Below are 20,719 nucleotides of genomic sequence, written 5' to 3' on the forward strand. Positions count from 1 at the left end.
CGGCCCCGGGCGCGGCGTCAGTTCTCGGATTTCGACTCTTCTTCTATGGCGCGGAGATTGCGGATCGTCGACGCGTGGTGATCGGTCATGGCGAGCCGCGCCTCTTCCCCGTCCCGTGCGCGCAGGGCCCTGGTGATCCGGTCATGTTCCTCGATCGCGATTTCCCGCCGGCCCTGTTTGCGCGACGAGCGGAAGCGGGCCTGGTACAATTGGTCGTCGATGAATTTATGCGCCTGCACCAGCGCCGGATTATGGCTGGCGGCGACGATGGCGCGGTGAAAGGCGATATTGGCATCGAAATATTTGAAATCGCTGGAATCGGCGACGGCCTCGGCCATCTTCAGATGGCTTTGTTCGATAGCGTTCAATTCGGCATCGCTGGCATTCTGCGCGGCCAGTTCGCTTCCCAGCCCTTCCAGAACACGCAACACCTGTACGAGATTGACGACCGCCTCCAGATCCGGGTTGGCGATCGACAGCCGCCCGGTATCGCTGACGACGATCAGGCCCTCGCCAATCAATGTCCGGATCGCCTCGCGCGCAGGGGTGCGCGAGATGCCGAGCTGCTCGGAGATCTCGCGCTCGGTAACCGGGCTGCCCGGCGGCAGGGCGTTGCGCAGGATCAGCTTGCGCAGCGAGGTGGCCGCGCGTTCCGAAAGCGATGATCTCGTGAGGCGGGCAGAACGAGGTATGTTTTTCGTGTTCATGCGTACTGGTTTCCAAACTATCCCTGAACCATAGCAGCCCAAGGTAATGCCGGAAACCGTTAGACTCAATTGTTTAGATGATTCAGCGTGACTTTGCGGATGATCGGGTCTTGCATGGCCGCTTGTCCATCATCTCATGATATCCGATGGGTCTTTGGGGAATATCACTTGCCCGGCGCGGACTGATGGATTAATTCTGGCCTGCCTCGGTTCCGGGAAAACCACCCGGTGAAAAGGGAACGCGGTGTGAATCCGTGACTGCCCCCGCAACTGTGAGCGGCGAGCGAGGCCGGAGAATGCCACTGTCTTGCCTGATGCGCGGATGGGAAGGCCCGGCCAAGCCAGGACCCGCAAAGTCAGGAGACCTGCCGAAGCGATCACCCTGAGTGCATGCGAGGGGCATGCGCGAAACGGTTCTTCCGTCGTGGTGGCATTCACCGTCCGCAAGGAAGGTCCTTCCGGACAGACCGAATCCCGCACCCCACGGGTGCCCGGAAGGAATATATCCGATGCGACAACTCGCCATCCTCGCCGCAACCGCCACGGCCTTGCCAGCCGTGGCGCAGGAGATCATCGTCCTGCCTGAAATCACCCTGACGGCCAACCGCGAGGAAACCGAACTCAGCCGGTCGGGAAGTTCGGTTTCAATATTGACCGATGAAGGGATGAAAGCCCGTGCGGCTCAGCCCATTGCGCAGAGCCTAAGTCGTCTACCGGGAATATCCTTTCATCAAAAGGGGCCGCTTGGAACCACCGGCTCATTGCAGTTGCGGGGTGCGCCCGCGCAATATCTGCCTGTCGTCATGGACGGGATAGACATTTCCGATCCGGCAGCGGGACAGCCATATTTCGATATCGGCGGGATGACTGGCGCGGGCATTGGACGGGTAGAGCTTTTGCGTGGTGCGCAATCGGCTCTTTATGGTTCGCGTGCGATTGCAGGAGTTCTCAGCCTGCAATCGCTGCGTCCGACCGAAGTTGGGGTTCAGCATCGATTTGCTATCGAGGCGGGCAGCTACAACACGGTTCTGGCCAATTATGGGGTGACGTTCAGACAGGATGGCACCGATCTGGCTTTCTCTGCCAGCCGTATCCACAGCGACGGATTTTCTGCCGCAGACGAGAATGACGGCAATTTCGAGAAAGACGGTTTCGATGCCACAAGGCTAAGCTTTTATACCGCGCATGAGATGCAGAACGGCGCAACCGTGGGCATCAATGGTTTCTGGGAAAGAAGCGAGGGCGAATTCGACGATTTTGTCGGGGATGTTCAAGGCACCCCCGGCGATGATTACAACGAACGCGAGTCTTACGGTTTGCGGAGTTTTGTGACCTTCTCGACTGGTGCGGTGGATCATGAATTGGCGTTGACCCGCTATCATATGGACAGGACGAATTGGTCCAATGGCTGGGGGGAGTCTTTCATCGGCACTCGCACGAAATTGTCATGGCAGGGGGCCGCGAATCTGGGTGAGTCAGATGCGCGCGTGATTTTCGGAGCCGATACCGAGAAGGAGAAAGCGAAGGGTAACGGTAATACCCGGCTGTCGGGCGTATTTGCCGAAATCACCGCGTCACTTGGTGATCGCGTTGATGTCAGCGCATCAATGCGTCGCGATGATCATTCCCGCTTTGGAGGTTTCACGTCAGGCCGCGTCGCTGCCGTTTACCGTGTAGCTGATGACTTGTTGTTTCGTGCGGCCATTGGGAATGGTTTTCGCGCACCATCGCTCTATGAATTGTTTGGCCCCTTTGGTGATACCGGCCTGGAACGCGAACAAAGCCGAACCGCAGAGATCGGCGTCGAGAAACGTTGGGAGAATGACAACTATCTGAGGGTAACGGCATTCTGGATGGAGGCGGATCACCTGATAGGCTGGGATGATCGGGATACGCCGAGTTGGGACGATGACGGCTACGCGCAAGTCCAAGGAAAGGCCCGCCGCAAGGGGGTGGAGCTTGACGGTCGTTATGCGTTCGGCGTGGACCACGCGTTGACGGCCGCTTATACCTATACCGATAATGACATTTCTTCGGAATGGGCCGAGGTTCCGGTCCATAACCTGAGTCTCGGGCTCGAGACGAGCTTCACGACAGGCACCACGGCAGCTATCCTATTGCAACATGTCGCCGACCGGCCAGGGGACAAGGATGATTTCACCACGGTTGATTTATTGTTGAGCCATCCTCTGCAGGACAGGGCCGAGGCCTATCTGCGCGTGGAAAACATCTTCAATGAGCAATACCAGATTGATGAGGGCTACGGCACCCCGGACCGGTCCGTCTATGCGGGGATCCGTGCGTCCTTCTAGGCATATTTTGGGCTGGCTGGCTGCGCTGTCGCTCGCCGTCGCCACCCCGCTTGCCGCCGCTCCGCAAAGGGTGGTGTCGATGAATCTCTGCGCCGATCAGCTTGCCATGCTGCTGGCGGGCGATGGTCAGTTGATCTCGGTCAGCGATCTGGCGCAGGATCCGCGCATCTCCGCCATGGCCGAAACCGCCGCCGGTTACCCGGTCAATCACGGGCGGGCAGAAGAGATCTATCTGCTGCGGCCCGATCTGGTCATCGCCGGGCAGTTCACCTCGGGACCGGCGGTGCAGATGCTGCGGCGGTTGGGCATCCGGGTCGAGATCCTGCCCCCCGCCGAAAGCATCGCGGCAATTCGGCAAGAGATCACCCGCATGGGGGGCCTGCTGGGGCGCGAAGAGGCGGCGGCTGACCTGATCGCCGAGTTCGATCGCGGATTGGCAAGCCTCGGCCGCGATCGCCGCCGGGGACGTGCGGCGCTTTATTATGCGAATGGCATGACCTCGGGGCGCAATACCCTGGCCGGAACGATCCTGGATGCGGCGGGCTACGAGAATATCGCCGGAGATTACGGCATCGCCATGACAGCCGGACTGCCGCTGGAACTGGTGGTCATGGCGCAGCCCGACCGGCTGATCACCGGCGCGAAATGGCCCGGGCAATCGCGCTCCGAGGCGATACTCGACCATCCGGCGCTGAAGAAGCTTACCCCCGAGACCGCCGAGGTTGCCGACCGCGATTGGGTCTGCGGCACGCCCTTCATCCTGCGGGCGATCGAGGCGCTGCAATGAGGGCGCTTTTCGCCATGCTGACGATGCTGGTGGCGGTGCTGTTCGCGATGTCCCTCCTGACCGGCCCGGCAGGGTTCGGCCTGTTCGATGGTCTGCGGGCGCTGGTCCTCGGCGGCGAGGGGCCGATGCCCATCGTCATGCGTGAAATTCGCCTGCCGCGCGCGCTTCTGGGGCTGGCCGTTGGTGCCGGGCTGGGGCTGACCGGAGCGGCGATGCAGGGATATCTGCGCAATCCGCTGGCCGAGCCGGGGCTGATCGGCGTCTCCTGCATGGCTGCCCTTGGGGCGGTCCTTGCGATCCAGACCGGGCTGTCGCTGGGCTCTGCCCTGGCGTTGCCATTCTCGGCGCTGATCGGGGCGGCCATGGGGGCGGCGCTGCTGGTCGCGCTGGCGGGGCCGCGCGGAGGCTCGGTCACGCTGATCCTCGCGGGGATCGCGATTTCCGCACTGGCCAATGCCGGGACCGCGCTGGTTCTCAACCTGTCGCCGAATCCCTATGCCGCGAATGAGATTGTCTTCTGGTTGATGGGATCGCTTGCCGACCGCTCGATGCTGCATGTCGGGCTCGCCCTGCCGCCGATGGCATTGGGGGCGATGCTGATCCAGGGCACCTGCCGCGATCTGGATGCGCTGACATTGGGAGAGAGCGCGGCGGCGGCAATGGGCGTCTCGCCCGCCACCCTGCGCTGGCGGCTGGTCGTGGGGGTGGCGCTGATCGTCGGACCGGCGACCGCGGTGGCCGGAGTCATCGGGTTCGTCGGATTGGTGGTGCCGCATATCCTGCGGCCCTGGGTGGGTGCGCGGCCCTCGGCGTTGGTGCCGGCTTCGGCCCTGGGGGGCGCGGCGCTGGTGTTGGCGGCCGATATCGCGGTGCGGCTGATCCTGCCCGGGCGCGATCTCAAGCTGGGCGTGCTGACCGCGATCGTCGGGGCGCCGCTATTCCTGCACCTGATCTGGAAGACGCGCAGCGGGGGGCGGATGTGATGCTGCTGGAACTGCGCAACCTGTCCGTCACGCGCCGTGGGCGCCCGGTTCTCGACAAGCTGGATCTGTCTGTCGCCAAGGGGGAACTGGTCGGGCTGATCGGCCCCAACGGCGCGGGAAAATCGACCTTGATGGAGGCGGCGCTTGGGCTGATCCCCTTCGAGGGAATGTCCAGCCTCGCCGCGATGACGCCGAATGACCGCGCCCGCCAGGCCGCTTATCTGCCGCAATCGCGCGAGATCGCCTGGCCGGTCAGCGTCGAGGACCTGATCGCCCTGGGGCGCATCCCCTGGCCCGGCGGTGGGCGCGGCACCGGGGATCGCCAGGCCATCGAGGCCGCCATCGCCCGCATGGGGCTAGAGCCCTTCCGCCACCGCACCGCCCTGCGCCTGTCGGGCGGAGAGCAGGCCCGCGCCCTGATCGCCCGGGCTTTGGCGCAGGAAACCCCGCTCCTGATCGCAGATGAACCCGTCGCGGGGCTGGATCCGGCGCAGCAACTGGCCTGTCTGCGGCTGTTCCGGGAACTGGCCGGCGAAGGTCACGGGCTTCTTGTCTCGATCCACGATCTTGGGCTGGCGGCGCGGTTCTGCAGCCGGTTGGTGCTGCTGGCCGAGGGGCGGGTGCTGGCCGATGGCAATCCCGATGAGGTGCTGCGCGACAAGGCGATCCATCGCGCCTTCGGTATCACCATCCGCCGTATCGATACGCCAGACGGTCCCGCCATCCTGTCGGTGTGATTGCGTCCCGCGACGGTGGGGGGCCAGCCCCCCATGCCCCCCGAGGTATTTGCCCAAAGAAGAAGGGATATGCCCGTTTGCCCGAGGGCAAGATGCTTTGCATTCATGGTGACATGGGAAACGTGACGGAAAAAGGCCCGCGATTGCGGGCCTTTCCATGACGCGGGCTGGCTGGGCTCAGTCCATGGCCTTGAAGTTGAACTCGCCGCCTTCCTTGATCCCCGAGGGCCAGCGGGCCGTGACCGTCTTGGTGCGGGTATAGAAGCGGAAGGCGTCGGGGCCATGCTGGTTCAGGTCGCCGAAGCCGGATTTCTTCCAGCCGCCAAAGGTGTGATAGCCAGCGGCACCGGGATGGGCACGTTGATGCCGACCATGCCGATATTGATCCGGTTGGCGAAGTCGCGGGCGGCATCGCCGTCGCGGGTGAAGATCGCCGTGCCATTGCCATATTCGTGGTTCATCGCAAGGCCGATCGCCTCTTCATAGCTGCCCGCGCGGACGGTGGAGAGGACCGGGCCGAAGATCTCGGTCCTGTAGATGTCCATCTCGGGGGTCACGCGGTCGAAGAGATGCGGGCCGACGAAGAAACCGTCCTCGTAGCCCTGCAGGCTGAAGTCGCGGCCATCGACGACCAGTTCTGCGCCCTGGTCGATGCCGGATTGGACGAGGCGATGGATGTTCTCCTTTGCCGCACGGGTCACGACCGGGCCGTAATCGACATCGTCGCCAGCCGTCCAGGGGCCGACCTTCAGTTTCTCGATACGCGGCACCAGTTTCTCGATCAGCGCGTCGGCGGTCTTTTCGCCCACCGGCACCGCGACCGAGATCGCCATGCAGCGTTCCCCCGCCGCGCCATAGCCCGCGCCCACCAGCGCATCGGCGGCCTGGTCCAGATCGGCGTCGGGCATGATGATCATGTGGTTCTTGGCGCCGCCGAAACATTGCGCCCGCTTGCCGGTCGCCGCCGCGCGCTCATAGATATATTGCGCGATGGGGGTCGAGCCGACGAAGCCGACCGCCTGGATCACCGGGTTGTCGAGGATCGCATCGACGCTTTCCTTGTCGCCATTGACGACCTGCAGCACGCCATCGGGCAGCCCCGCCTCTTGCAGCAGCTGCGCCAGCATCAGCGGCACCGAAGGATCGCGCTCGGAGGGCTTCAGGATCATCGCGTTGCCGGCAGCCAGCGCCGGACCCATTTTCCACAGCGGGATCATGGCAGGGAAGTTGAACGGCGTGATGCCCGCCACGACTCCCAGGGGCTGGCGCATCGAATACATGTCGATGCCGGTCCCGGCGCTATCGGTATAATCGCCTTTCAGCAGATGCGGCGCGCCGATGCAGAACTCGATCACTTCCAGCCCGCGCTGCACATCGCCCTTGGCGTCGGGAAAGGTCTTGCCATGCTCGGATGACAGCGCCTCGGCCAGCTTGTCCATGTCGCGGTTCAGCAGGTCGACGAATTTCATCATCACCCGGGCGCGGCGTTGCGGGTTGGTGCCGCCCCATTTCACCTGCGCTCTGGCGGCACTGTCCACTGCGGCATCCAGTTCCGCCCTGGTGGCCAGCGACAGCCTGGCCTGCACCTCGCCCGTGGCGGGGTTGAAGACATCGGCAAACCGGCCGGACGTGCCCTTGACCTCTTTGCCGTCGATCCAGTGGTGAATCTCTTTCATCGCATCCTCCTGAGCTTGTTGGGACCAGCATAGCCTTGCGGAAATACCCGTGAAAGAGGCAGGGTAACAAAAGCGTTTTGCAAATTCGCAAAGGTGGGGCGATGGATTGGGATGATTTACGCATCTTTCTGGCCGTGGCGCGGATGGAGAGCCTGTCGGGGGCAGGGCGGAGGCTGGGGCTGGACGCCTCGACCGTGGGCCGCCGGGTTGCCCGGCTCGAGCAGGCCGTGGGCGCGACACTGTTCGCCAAGACCCCGCAGGGATATGTGCTGACCGCCGAAGGCGGGCGGCTGGTCGCGCCCGCCGAGGCGGCGGAAAAGGCGGCGGTGGCGGCGGGCGAGGCGACAAGGCGCGAGACGGGGATCAGCGGGCAATTGCGGATCGGGGCGCCGGATGGTTGCGCGAATTACCTGCTGCCGCAGGTGGCGCGGCGGATGTGCGAGGCGCATCCGGGGCTGGAAATCCAGATCGTCGCGCTGCCCCGCGTGGTCAACCTGTCGAAACGCGAGGCCGATATGGCCATTGCCGTCTCGCCACCGGACACGGGACGGCTGACGGTGCAGCGGTTGACCGAATATCACCTGCATCTGGCCGCGCATGAGGATTACCTGCATGCGCATCCGCCGATCTCCGGATTGGCCGATCTGCATGGTCACCGGATGATCGGATATATCCCCGACATGATCTTTGACCGCGAGCTGGATTACCTGTCGGAGACCGGGGTCGAGACTGCGGCGATCACTTCGAATTCCGTCTCGGTCCAGATGCAGGCGATCCGGGCGGCGGCGGGGCTGGGGATCGTGCATGATTTCGCCATCCCCTTCGCGCCCGGTGTCCGGAAGGTGCTGCCCGATCTGATCTCGCTCACCCGCAGTTTCTGGTTGCTGCGCCATGCCGATGACCGGGCGTCGCGGCGACTGACCCTGCTGGCCGAGGAACTGGCCCAGGGGATCCGGCAGGAGGTCGCACGGCTGGAGGGGCTGTATCAGACCAAAGGGCCATAATTCGCCCGCATGACAGGACGGGCTTGACGCGGGGCCGTTGTGGGAAAATGATGAAGGTGATGACCCGGACGGAGGAATATCCATGCTTGTCAATCAACTGCTGTCGATGAAGGGCCTGTCCGGCAAGCCGGGGGTCGAAGCCGCTACCATCATCACGATCAAGCCGGATGCCACCTTGCAGGATGCGGCAAGGCTGCTGGCCGAGCGGCGCATCGGTGCGATCGTCGTATCCTCGGATGGGCGCAAGCCCGAAGGGATCCTGTCGGAGCGCGATATCGTCCGCCAGCTTGGCGAAAAGGGCACCGAGGCTCTGGGCGTGACCATCCGCGATGTCATGACGACATCCGTTCAGACCTGCACCACCGGAGAGGATGCCTTGACCATCCTCGAACGGATGACGCAGGGGCGTTTTCGCCACCTGCCGGTCGTGGATGGTGACGGGAACATGCTGGGCGTGATCTCGATCGGGGACGCGGTGAGCGGGCGGCTGAAGGAACTGGCCGACGAAAAGGACGCGCTGACCGGCATGATCATGGGCAGCTGAACGACCCGAATTTCCGCCGAAACCTTGCAGATCGCGAGGAGATCGGGTTTTCCTAGGGGCGCGAAACGCATAAGGATGTCTGACCATGCGCATTGGCCTCTATCCCGGGACCTTCGATCCGATCACCCTGGGACATACCGATATCATCCAGCGCGCCATGGCGCTGGTCGACCGGCTGGTGATCGGGGTGGCGATCAACCGTGACAAGGGGCCGCTTTTCGATCTGGAGGAGCGGGTCGCGATGGTGCAGGCGGAATGCGCCCCGATCGCGGCCAAGACCGGGGGCGAGATCCTCGTCCATCCGTTCGAGAACCTGCTGATCGATTGCGCCCGCGATGTCGGCGCGACGGTCATCGTGCGAGGGCTGCGTGCCGTGGCCGATTTCGAATATGAATTCCAGATGGTTGGCATGAACCGGGCGCTGGATGCCAGCATCGAGACCGTGTTCCTGATGGCCGATGCGCGCCGGCAGGCCATTGCCTCGAAACTGGTCAAGGAAATCGCCCGGCTTGGCGGCGACGTGTCGAAATTCGTCACCCCGGATGTGCGGATCGCGTTGACGGGCAAGCTGGGCTGATCACGCAGCGGGCTCGGCCACGCCCGATATAGGGCATGTTCGTGGCCATGATCGTGATGAGCTGGGCACTCACGTCCCCGGGCAGGCGGGCCATGATCAGCGCAACATCGGCTGCGGTTTCGACATCGGTGATGGGCTTCGCTTGTCTTGATACAGTATAAGCGATGGAGCCGGGCAGGGTGCTGCCCATCCCGGAATGATGACATTCTCCCCATGATCCGCCCTGGTTCGTCCGCAACCCGTCCGAGCCTTGGCGGACCCGGTTGGCGAATGCATCGATGCCGATGGCTGCAAGCGGCGCAGATTACGGAAATCCGTGACGGGGCCGGAAATGGCAAGGCCCGCCAAAGGCGGGCCCCTGTCGTCGTCAGCCTGCCGTGGTCGCCGGGCAGGGCTGATCAGAGGATCATGCGCCTGCGGGCGGCGCCAGCTTCTTCGTTCCGCCGCCATTCGCAAGCGGATCGTCCTGCCGCTGAACCGAGCCCTCGAAGTGAGCGCCGGATTCGATGGCGATCGTCTTGTGGATGATGTCGCCTTCGACGCGCGCACTGGCAGACAGGCGGACGCGCAGGCCCCGGACACGGCCGACGACACGGCCATTGACGATGACGTCATCGCCGACGATCTCGCCCTTGATCACGGCCGAATCGCCGATGGTCAGTTGATGGGCGCGGACATCGCCTTCGATATTGCCCTCGATCTGGATATCGCCCTCGGTCCTGATATTGCCAACGACGGTCAGATCGGCCGACAGCACCGAGGGAGTCGTCCGTTGCCGGGGCGCGACGGGGGCGTTTTCGCCCGAACGCTCCGGCTTGGGCGGCGTGTTTCCTGCCGTCTCGGCTTGCTGCGGCGCGGCAGGGGTTTGCGGGGGGGTATTTTCGGTCACACGAGTTTTAGAAAACATTGCTTGCTGCCTTGATAAAACGCATCGGATCTACGGCCCGGCCGTTCATATGTACCTCATAGTGAAGATGTGGCCCGGTCGAGCGCCCGGTATTTCCCATATCACCGATCAACTCGCCTTGCGACACTCTTTGCCCCTGCTTCACGCGAATTCTGGACAGATGCGCGTAGCGGGTTTCGGTGCCGAGCTCATGGGTGACCTTGATCAGGTTGCCATAGCCGCTTTGCCGTCCGGCAAAGGAAACCACCCCGTCGCCGGTCGCGTAGACCGGGGTGCCCGAGGGGCCGGCCATGTCGACGCCCTCATGCATTCGGCCCCAACGGCGCCCGAAGCCCGAGGTGTAGCGGAACGAGGATTTGACCGGCATTGCCAGGGGAAGCTTCTCGATGGCGATACGGTAGGTGTTCATCTCGTCCAACGTGACGACGACCTGTTTCGCCTTGGTCTCGCCCTTGCTCAACGAGGCGTTGCCGCTGGTCGAGTAGGAAATCGGGTTCAGCGGTCCCCCTTGCCCGGAATAACCCTTGCGGATCGTGCTCAGCACTTCCTCCGGATCCATTCCGACCGAGCGGAAGACCTTGTCCAGCGGCTCAACCGAAATGGTCACCGCATCTTCCAGTTGGGTCAGGATCGCATCGTTTTGTGCAACGATCTGGTCGCGCTCGACGCGTAGCTGCTCTGCCGCAAGCTGGGCTTCGTCGGCCCGGCGTTGCGCCTCGCTCCGGGCATCGGCGGTGTTGCGCAATTCGCCGGACAGGATGTCCAGCGCAACAGAGATCTCTCCGCTGCGCTCCTGATCGTTCACCTCATCGCCATTCGCGACCTGAACCTGCTCTTTCGCGCTGTTGCGCTCGCTGATGGCGTCGCGCAGGTTGGACTGGACGACCTTGAGACCGGTTTCCAGCTCACGCCGTTGTTCCTCGGATTCCAGCAATTGCGACTGCATCTCGGAAACCTGTTCGAGCGCGACGGCAAAGCGGTTCTGCGCCGCCACGGCCTCTGCGGCCCGGGCATCGCGTTCGGCGGAAAGCTGTTCCAGCCGCTCTTCGAACGCGGTCTGGGTCCGGCCCATCTGCTCATCGGAGGAACCCGAGCTGACGGCGTCGATGACCAGAATGGAACTTGCGACCAGGGTCCAGCCGAAGATCAGGGCCCCGCCACCGAGTCCCATCAACTGGGTCAGAGGTCGCAGCCGCAGGAATCGGGTCGCATCGTCGGAGCGCAGAAACAGGCGTTTTTCGGGCAGCCAGCGTTCCAGGGAAGAGTTCAGGCTGCTTATAAGGCGCTTTGACAATGTATGTCCCTCGACGTCGCATCCCTGTTATGGCCGAGATGCTGTGATTCCGTTTCCCATGGGGTAATAATGCCCTGTGCCCTTAAGGCAACATTGCTGACGCCTTCATGCCCGATATAGGCAATAATGCGCCTTGACTGGCGAAAAACCGCCGAAATGCCGGAGCGGCTTACTGGATTGTTACGAGATCTCATATGGCAGTGGACCGTTGCGGTTGAGTGGAATGTTGAGTGGCCGATCGATCGGGGGCACAGAGCGCTGGTGACAATCGGGCCGGGGGCAGATTCGGCAGGAAATTCCAATGGGTTCGAAGGCGGGCGGTTTGCTCAGGTCCAGGCCATCGGCATAGACCATGCCTTCCGCATGGGCGATTTCGCATCCCAGTCCAATGGCGAATCGGCGGACCGGGGCATTGAAGGCGCCCGCATGTTTCGACACGTCGCGCGACAGCAGTAGGTATCGCACCCCGTCCGGGGTTTCAGCCAATTGTCGCAGGAAACGGCCCGGTTGCTCGAAAGCCTGGTGGACGTTCCAAAGCGGGCAGGCTCCGCCGAATCGGGCGAATTGCAGCCGGGTGGCCGAGTGGCGCTTGGTGATCGTGCCGGCCTGATCGACGCGGACGAAGAAGAACGGCACGCCCTTGGCGCCGGGACGCTGCAGGGTCGAAAGCCGATGCGCCACCTGCTCCAGAGAGGCGCCGAACAGATGCGAGAGACGCTCAAGATCGTGGCGTTCTTCCTGCGCGGCACCCAAAAAGGCGCGATAGGGCATCAGCGCCGCCCCGGCAAAGTAGTTGGCCATGCCCACGCGCGCGATCTCGCGCGCGACGGGGGTGCGGAAACGCGCCAGGTCAAGCGTCGCCTCCAGCAGGTCGGTGCGGGTCTCCAGTGCCACCAGATGCAGCAGCTGGAAGACGCGTGTCGGCGCCTCTGCGGCCGCGTTGACCAGCAATTCGGACCCTTCACGCCGAAAGACCGAATTCGCGGGCATCTCGACCAGCGAGACGCGGATATCGCGGCCAGCCAGCGCCTCGACGGCAAGCCGCCACGGATCGCCGCGTTCACCGTCGGGACAGGCGAAACGTTCGGCTGCGCGGTCGACGGCATCGATGTAATTGTCGCAATAGTGAAAGAAGTCCCGCACCTCTTCCCAAGGCGTGACGATGGCGTTCTGACCCGCGGCGCCGATGGCCTCGTCCAGCGCGGCCAGCCGTTCCTGCCCCTGGCGATGGGCGCGATACAGGTCCAGGAAGGCGCGGGCCAGGATCGGCGCATTGGTCGCGGCGAGACGCAGATCGGCCAGCGGCGGGGTGGTGTCGAAAAGCGGATCGGCCAGCGCCTCCTGCATGTCGATGACCATGCGTTCGGCATCGCCGGCCGCCAGCGTGGTCAGATCGACGCCGAATTCCTGCGCCAGCCGCAGCAGCACGCCTGCCGAAATCGGCCGGTGATTGTTCTCCATCTGCGACAGGTAGGGGAGCGAAACCCCCAGGGTCTCGGCGAATCGCCGTTGCGTAAGCCCCGCCCGGGCGCGGGTTTCCCGCAATGCTGTTCCGGCATAGATCTTTTGGGTTGCCATTATCGCCCCCTTGTTTTGCAAAGCAGGCTCTAGCCTTTGCAAAGCATTCGCTGCAAGGGGCATGGAAGGGGCGGCGATCGGTGGAAGCCATGGATGCGCGCGCCGGAGGGGCGAAACAGAAGACATGGCGCCGCTTTTACATCGGGAAAGTTAAGAAAACGTCAACAGGACTCCATTTGAGCCGTCCTGGCCAGTTGAGCCTCGCGCCGCAGGACCCACAGGATCGCGGCCAGCGCCCCGGCGGCCGACAGGTTCATGATGACAAGGAGCGGGATGGCTCCCGAGCCGGGTTGCAGGAGCGCCCCCGCCAGCGCCGAAAGCAGGGCGCCTCCGGCGATTGCCAGTGCGCCGCCAAGCCCGCTCGCGGTGCCGGCGAGTTCCGGCCTGACGCTCATCATCCCGGCATTGGCATTCGGCATGACCAGGCCGTTGCCCAGCCCCATGCCCGCGATGGCGCCGAAGAATATGAAAGGGTCCACGATCCCGGACAGGAGCACCGCCAATGAAAACGCGAGCGAGGCGAAACAGATGCAGCACCCGGTCAGGATCATCCGGTTCAGCCCGAACCTTGCCGTGAAGCGGCCCGAAAGGAAGTTGCCGGTCAGGTAGCCGACCGAGGGGGCGGCAAAGAAATAGCCGACCTCTGCGGGGGTGAGACCGAAGACATGTTCGCCGACGAAGGGCGCACCGCCCAGATAGGCGAAGAAACAGCCCGAAGAGAGCGTCGCCGCAAGGCAGTAACCCCAGAAGCGGACAGATCGCGCGAGGACGGGATAGTTCTGGACCTGCTGCCGCAGCGGCAGCCCGCCATCGCGCACGGTTTCGCCCAGGTCGCGCCATGCGGCGATGCCGACGGCCAGGCCCAAGAGCCCCATCATGGCGAAATTCGCGCGCCAGCCATAGGCTTCGTCCAGCAGCCCGCCGATGATCGGGGCGATCATCGGGACGACGGCCATCCCCATGGTGACATAGCCGATCATCGAGGCCGCCTGTGCGCCGTCATACATGTCGCGGACCACCGCGCGGGGCACCAGCATGCAGACGGCCACCACCGCCTGAACCAGCCGGAATATCAGGAAAGTGCCGGCATCGCGGGCGAGCAATGTCCCGATCGTCGCCAGGATGAAAACCGCCAATGCGGCCAGCACCACCGGCCGCCGCCCCATTCGGTCGCTGATCGGGCCGCCCAGAAGCTGCAACACCGCGCTGGCCCCGATATAGGCCGAGACCGAAAGCTGCATCACCGCGTAATCGACCTCGAAATCCCGCGCCATGCCGGGAAGCGAGGGCAGGAACACGTTCATCGACAGCGCCGATACTCCGGACAGCGCAACCAGTGTCGCAGGATGCGGAGGTGTTCTGGCGACGGTCATGGGTGACGCTTTGAGGTTCTGGTCCCTGCCGTGCCCGACAGGTTCAATCCCATGTGCTTTGCCGGTCCCTGGCCAGGTTGCCGAAGCGGGTGAATTGCCCCTCGAAGGACAGCTCGACAGTGCCGATGGGGCCGTGGCGCTGCTTGCCAAGGATCACCTCGGCCTTGCCATGCACGTTCTCCATGATCTGCTGCCACTTGGCCATCGCGTCCAGATCACTGTCCGAGGGCTTTTCGCGTTCGCGGTAATATTCCTCGCGGAAGACGAACATCACGATATCGGCGTCCTGCTCGATACTGCCCGATTCGCGCAGGTCGGAAAGCTGCGGACGCTTGTCCTCGCGGTTCTCGACCTGGCGCGACAACTGCGACAGGGCGATGACCGGGATGTTCAGTTCCTTGGCAACGGCCTTGAGGCCCTGGGTGATCTCGGAAACCTCGTTCACGCGGCTGTCCTTGGCAGTGGCGGGGCGCAGAAGCTGCAGGTAGTCCACCATCAGCACATCCAGCCCATGCGTCCGCTTGAGCTTGCGGGCGCGGGCGGCAAGCTGGTTGATCGGCAGGGCCGGGGTATCGTCGATGTAAAGCGGGCAGTTCTGCAAGGAATGCGCAGCCTCGACGAAACGGCGGAATTCCGATTCGTCCATATTGCCGCTGCGGATGCGCTCACTGGGAACCTCGGCGGCTTCGGACAGGATTCGGGCGGCCAATTGCTCGGCCGACATCTCGAGACTGAAAAAGCCCACCACACCGCCTTCGACGGAGCCATGGGTGCCATCGGCCCGGTCGCCCAGCTTGTGGGACTTGGCGATGTTGAAGGCGATATTCGTCGCCAGCGAGGTTTTCCCCATCGAGGGTCGCCCGGCGAGGATGATCAGGTCGGAATTGTTCAGCCCGCCCATCTTGCCGTCCAGATCGACCAGTCCGGTCGAGATCCCCGACAGCTTGCCGTCACGCTGATAGGCCGCGTTCGCATTCTGGACCGCGCCGGTCACCGCCTTGAGAAAGCTTTGGAAGCCGCGTTCGGCCACGCCCTGCTCGCCCAGCTTGTAAAGCGTCTGTTCGGCGGCCTTGATCTGCTCCTCGGCATCGTCATCCACCTCGACGGTCGAGGCGCGGGCCGAAATGTCCTGCCCGAGCGTGATCAGTTCGCGCCGCAAGGCGAATTCCCGGATCATCTGCGCATAATCCCGCGCCGCATAGGCCGAGATCGCTGCCCCGGCCAGCCGTGCCAGGTAGGGGGCGCCGCCGAGTTCCTTCAGGCCCTCGTCATGCTCCATGAAAGCCTTGATCGTGACCGGGCTGGCCAATGCGTTCTTGCGGATCCGCTCGGCGCAGATCTCGAAGATGCGGGCATGGACGGGGTGATAGAAATGCTCGGGCTTGATGGTCTGGCTGACGCGGTCGAACACGTCGTTATTGGTGAGAAGCGCACCCAGAAGCTGCTGCTCGGCTTCCAGCGAAAACGGGATCGCCGCCGTGATTCCCTCTTCGCTTTCCTGTCCCGGAATGATCGCATGCAGGCTGGTCATCCGCCCATTGCCCCCAATATTATGGTTATTCGGGCGATGATACCGCAAGTTATGGTCACAGAAAATCCCATGACGGCGGAAACCGGTGGGCGGATCGGGGGATAAGCTGTGGATAACCGCCGCGTCAGCTATTCGCTGCCTGCCATTCCCTCGGATTGGTCAGGAAGGTCTGGACCTCGTTCAGCGTGGCGGTATCGAAGGCCTCGCTTTCCCGTGCCTCGGCCAGCACATCCCACCATGTGCACAGGTGATGCAGGCTGACACCATGATCGGCCAGCCGCTGCGTGGTCTCGGGGAAGATGCCGTAATAGAAGATCACCGCCGTATGGGCGCAGCTTGCGCCGGTCTCGCGGATGGCATCGACGAAGGACAGCTTGCTGCCGCCATCGGTGGTCAGATCCTCGACCAGCAGCACGCGCTGGCCCTCGGTCATCACGCCCTCGATCCGGGCATTGCGGCCATATCCCTTGGGCTTCTTGCGCACATAGGTCATCGGCAGGCCAAGCCGTTCCGCGACCATGGCGGCAAAGGGAATACCCGCCGTCTCGCCGCCGGCGATATTGTCGAAGGCCTCGAAACCTGCGTCGCGCATGACCGTTGCGGCCAGGAAATCCAGCAGGGTCTGGCGCACGCGCGGAAAGCTGATGATCCGGCGGCAATCGACATAGGTCGGCCCCTTGAGGCCGGACGCATAGGTGAAGGGCTCATCGGCGTTGAAATCCACCGCCTTGATCTCCAGCAGCATGCGGGCCGAAAGGCGGGCGATTTCCTCGCGCGTGGGGTAGGGCAGGCTCATGCGTCCTCCAGGTGCCAGTAAAGCGGAAAGCCGGGGTCGAAGACGGTCACGGTCTCGTCCCCCGCCCGAATGGTTGCCGGATAGGCGGCGGCGGTGTCGCGGCGGGTCAGGCGGATGCGGTCCTCGTTCGGAGGCAGGCCGTAGAATGCCGCGCCGTTGAGGCTGGCAAAGGCTTCCAGCCGGTCCAGCGCGCCGTCCTCCTCGAAGACATGGGCAAGGATCGACATGGTGTTCGGCGCCGTGAAACAGCCCGCGCAGCCGCAGGGTTGCAGCTTGGCGCGGTCGGGATGCGGTGCGCTGTCGGTGCCGAGGAAGAACCGCCCCTCGCCGCTGGTCGCGGCCTCGCGCAGGGCGATGCGGTGGGTTTCGCGCTTGGCGACCGGCAGGCAGTAATAATGCGGCCGGATGCCGCCGGCGAGGATATGGTTGCGGTTGATCACCAGGTGATGGGTCGTGATCGTCGCGCCCAGGCCATCGCCGCCCGAGCGGGCGTAATCCACGCCGTCAGACGTGGTGATATGCTCCATCACCACGCGAAGGCCGGGGGTCTTGCGGCGGATCGGGTCCAGAACGCGATCGATGAAGACTGCCTCGCGGTCGAAGATATCCACCGCCGGATCGGTCACCTCACCATGCACGCAAAGCGGGATACCCGCCTCGGCCATCGCCTCCAGCACCGGGCGGACGCGGTCGAAATCCGTCACGCCGCTGGCGGAGTTCGTGGTCGCCCCGGCGGGATACAGCTTGACCGCGTGGATGATGCCGTCGCGATGCGAGGCCACTACATCCGCCGGATCGGTCGTGTCGGTCAGATACAGCGTCATTTGCGGCTGCAAGGCCGCGCCATTGGGCAGGGCAGCCAGGATCCGGTCGCGATAGGCGGCGGCCTGATCGCCGGTGACGACCGGAGGCACCAGGTTCGGCATGATGATCGCGCGGCCGAAACCCGCGGAATGGGGGGTCACGGCGGCCAGCATCGCGCCATCGCGCAGATGCAGGTGCCAGTCGTCGGGGCGGCGAAGGGTGATGCTGTCAGTCATGACCTGCCTCTATACATTGCGCGGCCGTCTTGCCAAGCGGGCTTGGCGTATTTGTCGCGACTTGTCGGAAAATTGTAGGAACAAGACACTTGTTTCACATGTTCAATTAACACACGATGCCCCGATATGCCGCGGATGTCGGCGAAAGGAATTTAGGATGCCTCGGAAAAAGAACACGAATAGGGGGGCGGAGGGACCTTTTCGGTTATGGGAGCAGATGACGCATCTCGCCATGGATTCACATCTCGTGATCTGGATCCGGGTCGCGGGGATGCTGGGAGTGGTGGCACAGGCCCCTGGCGAGCCGTTTCGCATGGTGGCCGAGAAACAGGCCGCCGCGTCCGAATCGCTGTTTGCCATGGCGCAGGCCGCCAGCCGTGGCGCAAGCCCCGATCACGTGATGTCGGCGGCGCTGAACCCCTATAGCGAGCGGACACGGGCCAATTCGCGCCGCCTGACGCGCAAGCTGTAGGCCATCCAGCAATCGGCACGGAACGCGGAACCTGATCGCGGGGGCCGTTGATTCCGGCCGGGCGCATCCTTCCGGGCTGGCGCAGAGCCGAAGAATCGGCCAGAAACGGCGCAGGCAAACGAGGGGAGAAGAACAATGTATCTGGGGATCGATCTTGGTACATCCGGCGTGAAGACCGTGCTGATCGACGACGCGCAGCGGGTGATCGGCACCGGCCATGCCGGGCTGAAGGTCTCGACCCCGCAACCCGGCTGGTCCGAGCAGGCACCACAGGACTGGATCGATGCGACCCGCGCGGCGCTGGCCGATCTGGGGAAGCCTCTGGACCGGGTGGCGGGGATCGGCCTTTCGGGGCAGATGCACGGCGCGGTCTGCCTGGACGAAAGCGGCCGGGTGCTGCGCCCCGCGATCCTGTGGAATGACGGCCGCGCCTCGGAAGAGGCGGCGCAGCTGGATGGGCAGCAGCGGTTCCGCGACGTGACCGGAAACCTTGTCTTTGCCGGTTTCACTGCGCCCAAGCTGGTCTGGATGCAGCGGCATGAGCCGCAATTGTTCGAGAGTGTCCGCCGGGTGCTGCTGCCCAAGGATTACCTGCGGCTCTGGCTGACCGGAGAGGCGATCAGCGACATGTCCGACGCCTCGGGCACGGCCTGGTTCGACCCGGCCTCCCGCGACTGGTCGGACGCGCTGCTGTCGGCGACCGGCATGAGCCGTGAAATGATGCCCGCCCTGGCCGAAGGGAGCGCCGTGGCAGGCCAATTGCGCGCCGAGATCGCCGGTGAGTTCGGGCTGCCCGCCGGGATACCCGTCGCGGGTGGCGCAGGCGACAACGCCGCGACGGCGATTGGGGCCGGGATCACCGGACCGGGACCGGGGCTGGTCTCGCTTGGCACGTCGGGGGTGATCTTTGCCGCGACAGATCGTTTCCTGCCTGCGCCCGAGACCGCGATCCACGCCTTTTGTCATGCGCTGCCGGGGCAGTGGCACCAGATGGGGGTGATCCTGTCCGCCGCCGCCTGCCTGGAATGGTGGGCCGGGATCGTCGGTCAGCCCGTGGCGGATCTGCTGGAGGAACTGGACCCGCAGCCCGGCCAGCCCGCGCGCATCGCCTTCTGGCCCTATCTGACCGGCGAGCGGACGCCGCTGAACAATCCTGCGCAGCGGGCGGGCTTTACCGGGATGTCGGCGCGCAGCACCCGCCCGCAGATGACCCGCGCCGTGCTGGAAGGCGTGGCGCTGGCGCTGGCCGAGAACATGGCCGCCCTGCGCGAGGCAGGTGGCGGCGCGGATTCGCTGATCGCCATGGGCGGGGGCGCGCGCTCTGATCTGTGGCTGGCGATGCTGGCGCAGGCGACCGGCGTGCCGGTCTTGCGCCCGGCAGGCTCCGAAACCGGGGCGGGTTTCGGCGCGGCCCGGCTTGGGCTGATGGCCGCGACCGGAGCCGGGGCCGAGGCGATGACCCGGCCCGAGATCGCCGCGCGTTTCGATCCCGACCCGGCGCTGCTGCCCGGCTGGTCCGAGGCGCTGTCGCGATTGCAGGCTCAGCGCGCTTGACACCGGCTGAAACGGGACTATAAGCGCGCACTTCACTGGTGTTGGTGGCCCCTGCAAGGGGATGCCTGTCGGGCCTCGGCCAAAGGACAACGCCCTTCGAAACCATATTGAAGGAGATCAGCGATGACCAAACGCACCGCTGCCAAGTACAAGATCGACCGCCGCATGGGCGAAAACATCTGGGGCCGCGCCAAGTCCCCGGTCAACCGCCGCGAATACGGCCCCGGCCAGCACGGCCAGCGCCGCAAGGGCAAACTGTCCGATTTCGGCACCCAGCTTCGCGCCAAGCAGAAGCTCAAGGGCTATTACGGCGACCTGACCGAAAAACAGTTCCGCCGCATCTATGCCGAGGCCGAGCGTGTCCGCGGCGATACCGGCGAGAACCTGATAGGCCTGCTGGAGCGCCGCCTGGACGCCGTCGTTTATCGCGCGAAATTCGTGCCGACCATCTTCGCGGCCCGTCAATTCGTGAACCACGGCCATGTCGAGGTGAATGGCCAGCGCGTCAACATCCCCTCCTATCGCGTCCGCGAAGGCGACGTGATCTCGATCCGCGAGCGTTCGCGCCAACTGGCCATCGTGCTGGAAGCCGTCGGCCTGCCCGAGCGTGACGTGCCCGATTATATCGAAGCCGATCACAGCAAGATGACCGCGACCTTCGTCCGCACGCCCGCCCTGGGCGATGTGCCCTATGCCGTGCATATGGAACCGAACCTCGTCGTCGAATTCTACGCGAAGAACTGATCTTCGCCAAAGGGTGCAGATTTGCAGGCCGCATCCTTTCGGGTGCGGCCTTTTTCTTTCTGCCGTGCGCTCATACCGGTGATTTGCGTCCCGCGATGGCTGG

Annotated in this window: 18 protein-coding genes, 1 pseudogene and 1 riboswitch; of the genes and pseudogenes, 10 read left to right on the top strand and 9 right to left on the bottom strand. The window is 64.1% G+C overall.

The window, feature by feature from the left end:
- Nucleotides 1-17 precede the first annotated feature (17 nt).
- The gene (locus tag A7A09_RS02560; RefSeq protein ID WP_106689899.1) at nucleotides 18-707 is read right to left on the bottom strand and encodes a GntR family transcriptional regulator; all 690 of its coding nucleotides are present in this window, start codon (nucleotides 705-707) and stop codon (nucleotides 18-20) included.
- 190 nt (nucleotides 708-897) lie between these two features.
- Nucleotides 898-1,094: riboswitch (cobalamin riboswitch) on the top strand.
- A 122-nt stretch (nucleotides 1,095-1,216) separates the two neighbouring features.
- On the opposite strand from A7A09_RS02560, the gene A7A09_RS02565 reads away from it, so the two are divergent.
- From A7A09_RS02565 to A7A09_RS02580, 4 genes are read left to right on the top strand one after another with little or no spacing between them, the layout of a single operon-like run.
- On the top strand, nucleotides 1,217-3,019 hold the full coding sequence (locus A7A09_RS02565) for a TonB-dependent receptor plug domain-containing protein (RefSeq protein WP_170166997.1): 1,803 nt from the start codon (nucleotides 1,217-1,219) through the stop codon (nucleotides 3,017-3,019).
- Nucleotides 3,006-3,806: an ABC transporter substrate-binding protein gene (locus tag A7A09_RS02570; RefSeq protein WP_245999089.1), complete on the top strand. Its 801-nt coding sequence runs from the start codon at nucleotides 3,006-3,008 to the stop codon at nucleotides 3,804-3,806. Before A7A09_RS02565 ends, A7A09_RS02570 begins: the two co-directional genes overlap by 14 nt.
- Nucleotides 3,803-4,789, top strand: coding sequence for a FecCD family ABC transporter permease (locus A7A09_RS02575; protein WP_106689902.1), 987 nt, complete (start codon nucleotides 3,803-3,805; stop codon nucleotides 4,787-4,789). The genes A7A09_RS02570 and A7A09_RS02575 overlap by 4 nt, the downstream gene beginning before the upstream one ends.
- Entirely contained in the window at nucleotides 4,786-5,526 is a 741-nt protein-coding gene (locus A7A09_RS02580) for an ABC transporter ATP-binding protein (protein WP_106689903.1), read from the top strand. Before A7A09_RS02575 ends, A7A09_RS02580 begins: the two co-directional genes overlap by 4 nt.
- Before the next feature lie 177 nt (nucleotides 5,527-5,703).
- Here A7A09_RS02580 and A7A09_RS02585 read toward each other — a convergent pair.
- Nucleotides 5,704-7,202 (bottom strand): annotated as a pseudogene (locus A7A09_RS02585) (CoA-acylating methylmalonate-semialdehyde dehydrogenase).
- A 101-nt stretch (nucleotides 7,203-7,303) separates the two neighbouring features.
- On the opposite strand from A7A09_RS02585, the gene A7A09_RS02590 reads away from it, so the two are divergent.
- From A7A09_RS02590 to coaD, 3 genes are all read left to right on the top strand, one after another.
- Nucleotides 7,304-8,206: a LysR family transcriptional regulator gene (locus tag A7A09_RS02590; RefSeq protein WP_106689904.1), complete on the top strand. Its 903-nt coding sequence runs from the start codon at nucleotides 7,304-7,306 to the stop codon at nucleotides 8,204-8,206.
- An 82-nt stretch (nucleotides 8,207-8,288) separates the two neighbouring features.
- Complete coding sequence (locus tag A7A09_RS02595; protein ID WP_106689905.1) at nucleotides 8,289-8,750, top strand: CBS domain-containing protein; 462 nt, start codon at nucleotides 8,289-8,291, stop codon at nucleotides 8,748-8,750.
- An 85-nt stretch (nucleotides 8,751-8,835) separates the two neighbouring features.
- Nucleotides 8,836-9,327 (top strand): pantetheine-phosphate adenylyltransferase, encoded by a 492-nt coding sequence (gene coaD / locus A7A09_RS02600; protein WP_106689906.1) that lies wholly within the window; start codon nucleotides 8,836-8,838, stop codon nucleotides 9,325-9,327.
- A gap of 406 nt (nucleotides 9,328-9,733) precedes the next feature.
- Here coaD and A7A09_RS02605 read toward each other — a convergent pair whose 3' ends face one another.
- From A7A09_RS02605 to pyrC, 7 genes are all read right to left on the bottom strand, one after another.
- Nucleotides 9,734-10,234 (bottom strand): bactofilin family protein, encoded by a 501-nt coding sequence (locus tag A7A09_RS02605; protein ID WP_106689907.1) that lies wholly within the window; start codon nucleotides 10,232-10,234, stop codon nucleotides 9,734-9,736.
- The gene (locus A7A09_RS02610; RefSeq protein WP_106689908.1) at nucleotides 10,224-11,528 is read right to left on the bottom strand and encodes a M23 family metallopeptidase; all 1,305 of its coding nucleotides are present in this window, start codon (nucleotides 11,526-11,528) and stop codon (nucleotides 10,224-10,226) included. The genes A7A09_RS02605 and A7A09_RS02610 overlap by 11 nt, the downstream gene beginning before the upstream one ends.
- Before the next feature lie 180 nt (nucleotides 11,529-11,708).
- A complete protein-coding gene (locus A7A09_RS02615; protein WP_106689909.1) occupies nucleotides 11,709-13,106 on the bottom strand; it encodes a helix-turn-helix domain-containing protein in 1,398 nt (465 codons plus the stop codon).
- Between the two features lie 161 nt (nucleotides 13,107-13,267).
- Nucleotides 13,268-14,479 (bottom strand): multidrug effflux MFS transporter, encoded by a 1,212-nt coding sequence (locus A7A09_RS02620; RefSeq protein WP_106689910.1) that lies wholly within the window; start codon nucleotides 14,477-14,479, stop codon nucleotides 13,268-13,270.
- Nucleotides 14,480-14,522: 43 nt separating this feature from the next.
- Complete coding sequence (locus A7A09_RS02625; protein ID WP_106689911.1) at nucleotides 14,523-16,010, bottom strand: replicative DNA helicase; 1,488 nt, start codon at nucleotides 16,008-16,010, stop codon at nucleotides 14,523-14,525.
- Between the two features lie 124 nt (nucleotides 16,011-16,134).
- Complete coding sequence (locus tag A7A09_RS02630) at nucleotides 16,135-16,806, bottom strand: orotate phosphoribosyltransferase (protein WP_106689912.1); 672 nt, start codon at nucleotides 16,804-16,806, stop codon at nucleotides 16,135-16,137.
- On the bottom strand, nucleotides 16,803-17,846 hold the full coding sequence (pyrC, locus tag A7A09_RS02635; protein ID WP_106689913.1) for a dihydroorotase: 1,044 nt from the start codon (nucleotides 17,844-17,846) through the stop codon (nucleotides 16,803-16,805). Before pyrC ends, A7A09_RS02630 begins: the two co-directional genes overlap by 4 nt.
- 217 nt (nucleotides 17,847-18,063) lie before the next feature.
- Here pyrC and A7A09_RS02640 point away from each other — a divergent pair, with 217 nt between their 5' ends.
- From A7A09_RS02640 to rpsD, 3 genes are all read left to right on the top strand, one after another.
- Nucleotides 18,064-18,318, top strand: coding sequence for a hypothetical protein (locus A7A09_RS02640; protein ID WP_245999090.1), 255 nt, complete (start codon nucleotides 18,064-18,066; stop codon nucleotides 18,316-18,318).
- A 135-nt stretch (nucleotides 18,319-18,453) separates the two neighbouring features.
- The gene (gene xylB / locus A7A09_RS02645; protein ID WP_106689915.1) at nucleotides 18,454-19,872 is read left to right on the top strand and encodes a xylulokinase; all 1,419 of its coding nucleotides are present in this window, start codon (nucleotides 18,454-18,456) and stop codon (nucleotides 19,870-19,872) included.
- Between the two features lie 123 nt (nucleotides 19,873-19,995).
- Nucleotides 19,996-20,616 (top strand): 30S ribosomal protein S4, encoded by a 621-nt coding sequence (gene rpsD / locus A7A09_RS02650; RefSeq protein ID WP_106689916.1) that lies wholly within the window; start codon nucleotides 19,996-19,998, stop codon nucleotides 20,614-20,616.
- Nucleotides 20,617-20,719 lie beyond the last annotated feature (103 nt).

Source organism: Paracoccus methylarcula (genome assembly GCF_003007735.2).
Classification (GTDB): Bacteria; Pseudomonadota; Alphaproteobacteria; order Rhodobacterales; family Rhodobacteraceae; genus Paracoccus; species Paracoccus methylarcula.

Excerpts from the sequence above, each read along its gene's own strand:
- A7A09_RS02565 (WP_170166997.1), top strand. The coding sequence starts at position 1,217 with ATGCGACAACTCGCCATCCTCGCCGCAACCGCCACGGCCTTGCCAGCC.
- xylB (WP_106689915.1), top strand. The coding sequence starts at position 18,454 with ATGTATCTGGGGATCGATCTTGGTACATCCGGCGTGAAGACCGTGCTG.
- A7A09_RS02630 (WP_106689912.1), bottom strand. The coding sequence starts at position 16,806 with ATGAGCCTGCCCTACCCCACGCGCGAGGAAATCGCCCGCCTTTCGGCC.
- pyrC (WP_106689913.1), bottom strand. The coding sequence starts at position 17,846 with ATGACTGACAGCATCACCCTTCGCCGCCCCGACGACTGGCACCTGCAT.
- A7A09_RS02605 (WP_106689907.1), bottom strand. The coding sequence starts at position 10,234 with ATGTTTTCTAAAACTCGTGTGACCGAAAATACCCCCCCGCAAACCCCT.
- A7A09_RS02640 (WP_245999090.1), top strand. The coding sequence starts at position 18,064 with ATGACGCATCTCGCCATGGATTCACATCTCGTGATCTGGATCCGGGTC.
- coaD (WP_106689906.1), top strand. The coding sequence starts at position 8,836 with ATGCGCATTGGCCTCTATCCCGGGACCTTCGATCCGATCACCCTGGGA.
- A7A09_RS02575 (WP_106689902.1), top strand. The coding sequence starts at position 3,803 with ATGAGGGCGCTTTTCGCCATGCTGACGATGCTGGTGGCGGTGCTGTTC.
- A7A09_RS02595 (WP_106689905.1), top strand. The coding sequence starts at position 8,289 with ATGCTTGTCAATCAACTGCTGTCGATGAAGGGCCTGTCCGGCAAGCCG.
- rpsD (WP_106689916.1), top strand. The coding sequence starts at position 19,996 with ATGACCAAACGCACCGCTGCCAAGTACAAGATCGACCGCCGCATGGGC.
- A7A09_RS02590 (WP_106689904.1), top strand. The coding sequence starts at position 7,304 with ATGGATTGGGATGATTTACGCATCTTTCTGGCCGTGGCGCGGATGGAG.
- A7A09_RS02560 (WP_106689899.1), bottom strand. The coding sequence starts at position 707 with ATGAACACGAAAAACATACCTCGTTCTGCCCGCCTCACGAGATCATCG.
- A7A09_RS02615 (WP_106689909.1), bottom strand. The coding sequence starts at position 13,106 with ATGGCAACCCAAAAGATCTATGCCGGAACAGCATTGCGGGAAACCCGC.
- A7A09_RS02620 (WP_106689910.1), bottom strand. The coding sequence starts at position 14,479 with ATGACCGTCGCCAGAACACCTCCGCATCCTGCGACACTGGTTGCGCTG.
- A7A09_RS02625 (WP_106689911.1), bottom strand. The coding sequence starts at position 16,010 with ATGACCAGCCTGCATGCGATCATTCCGGGACAGGAAAGCGAAGAGGGA.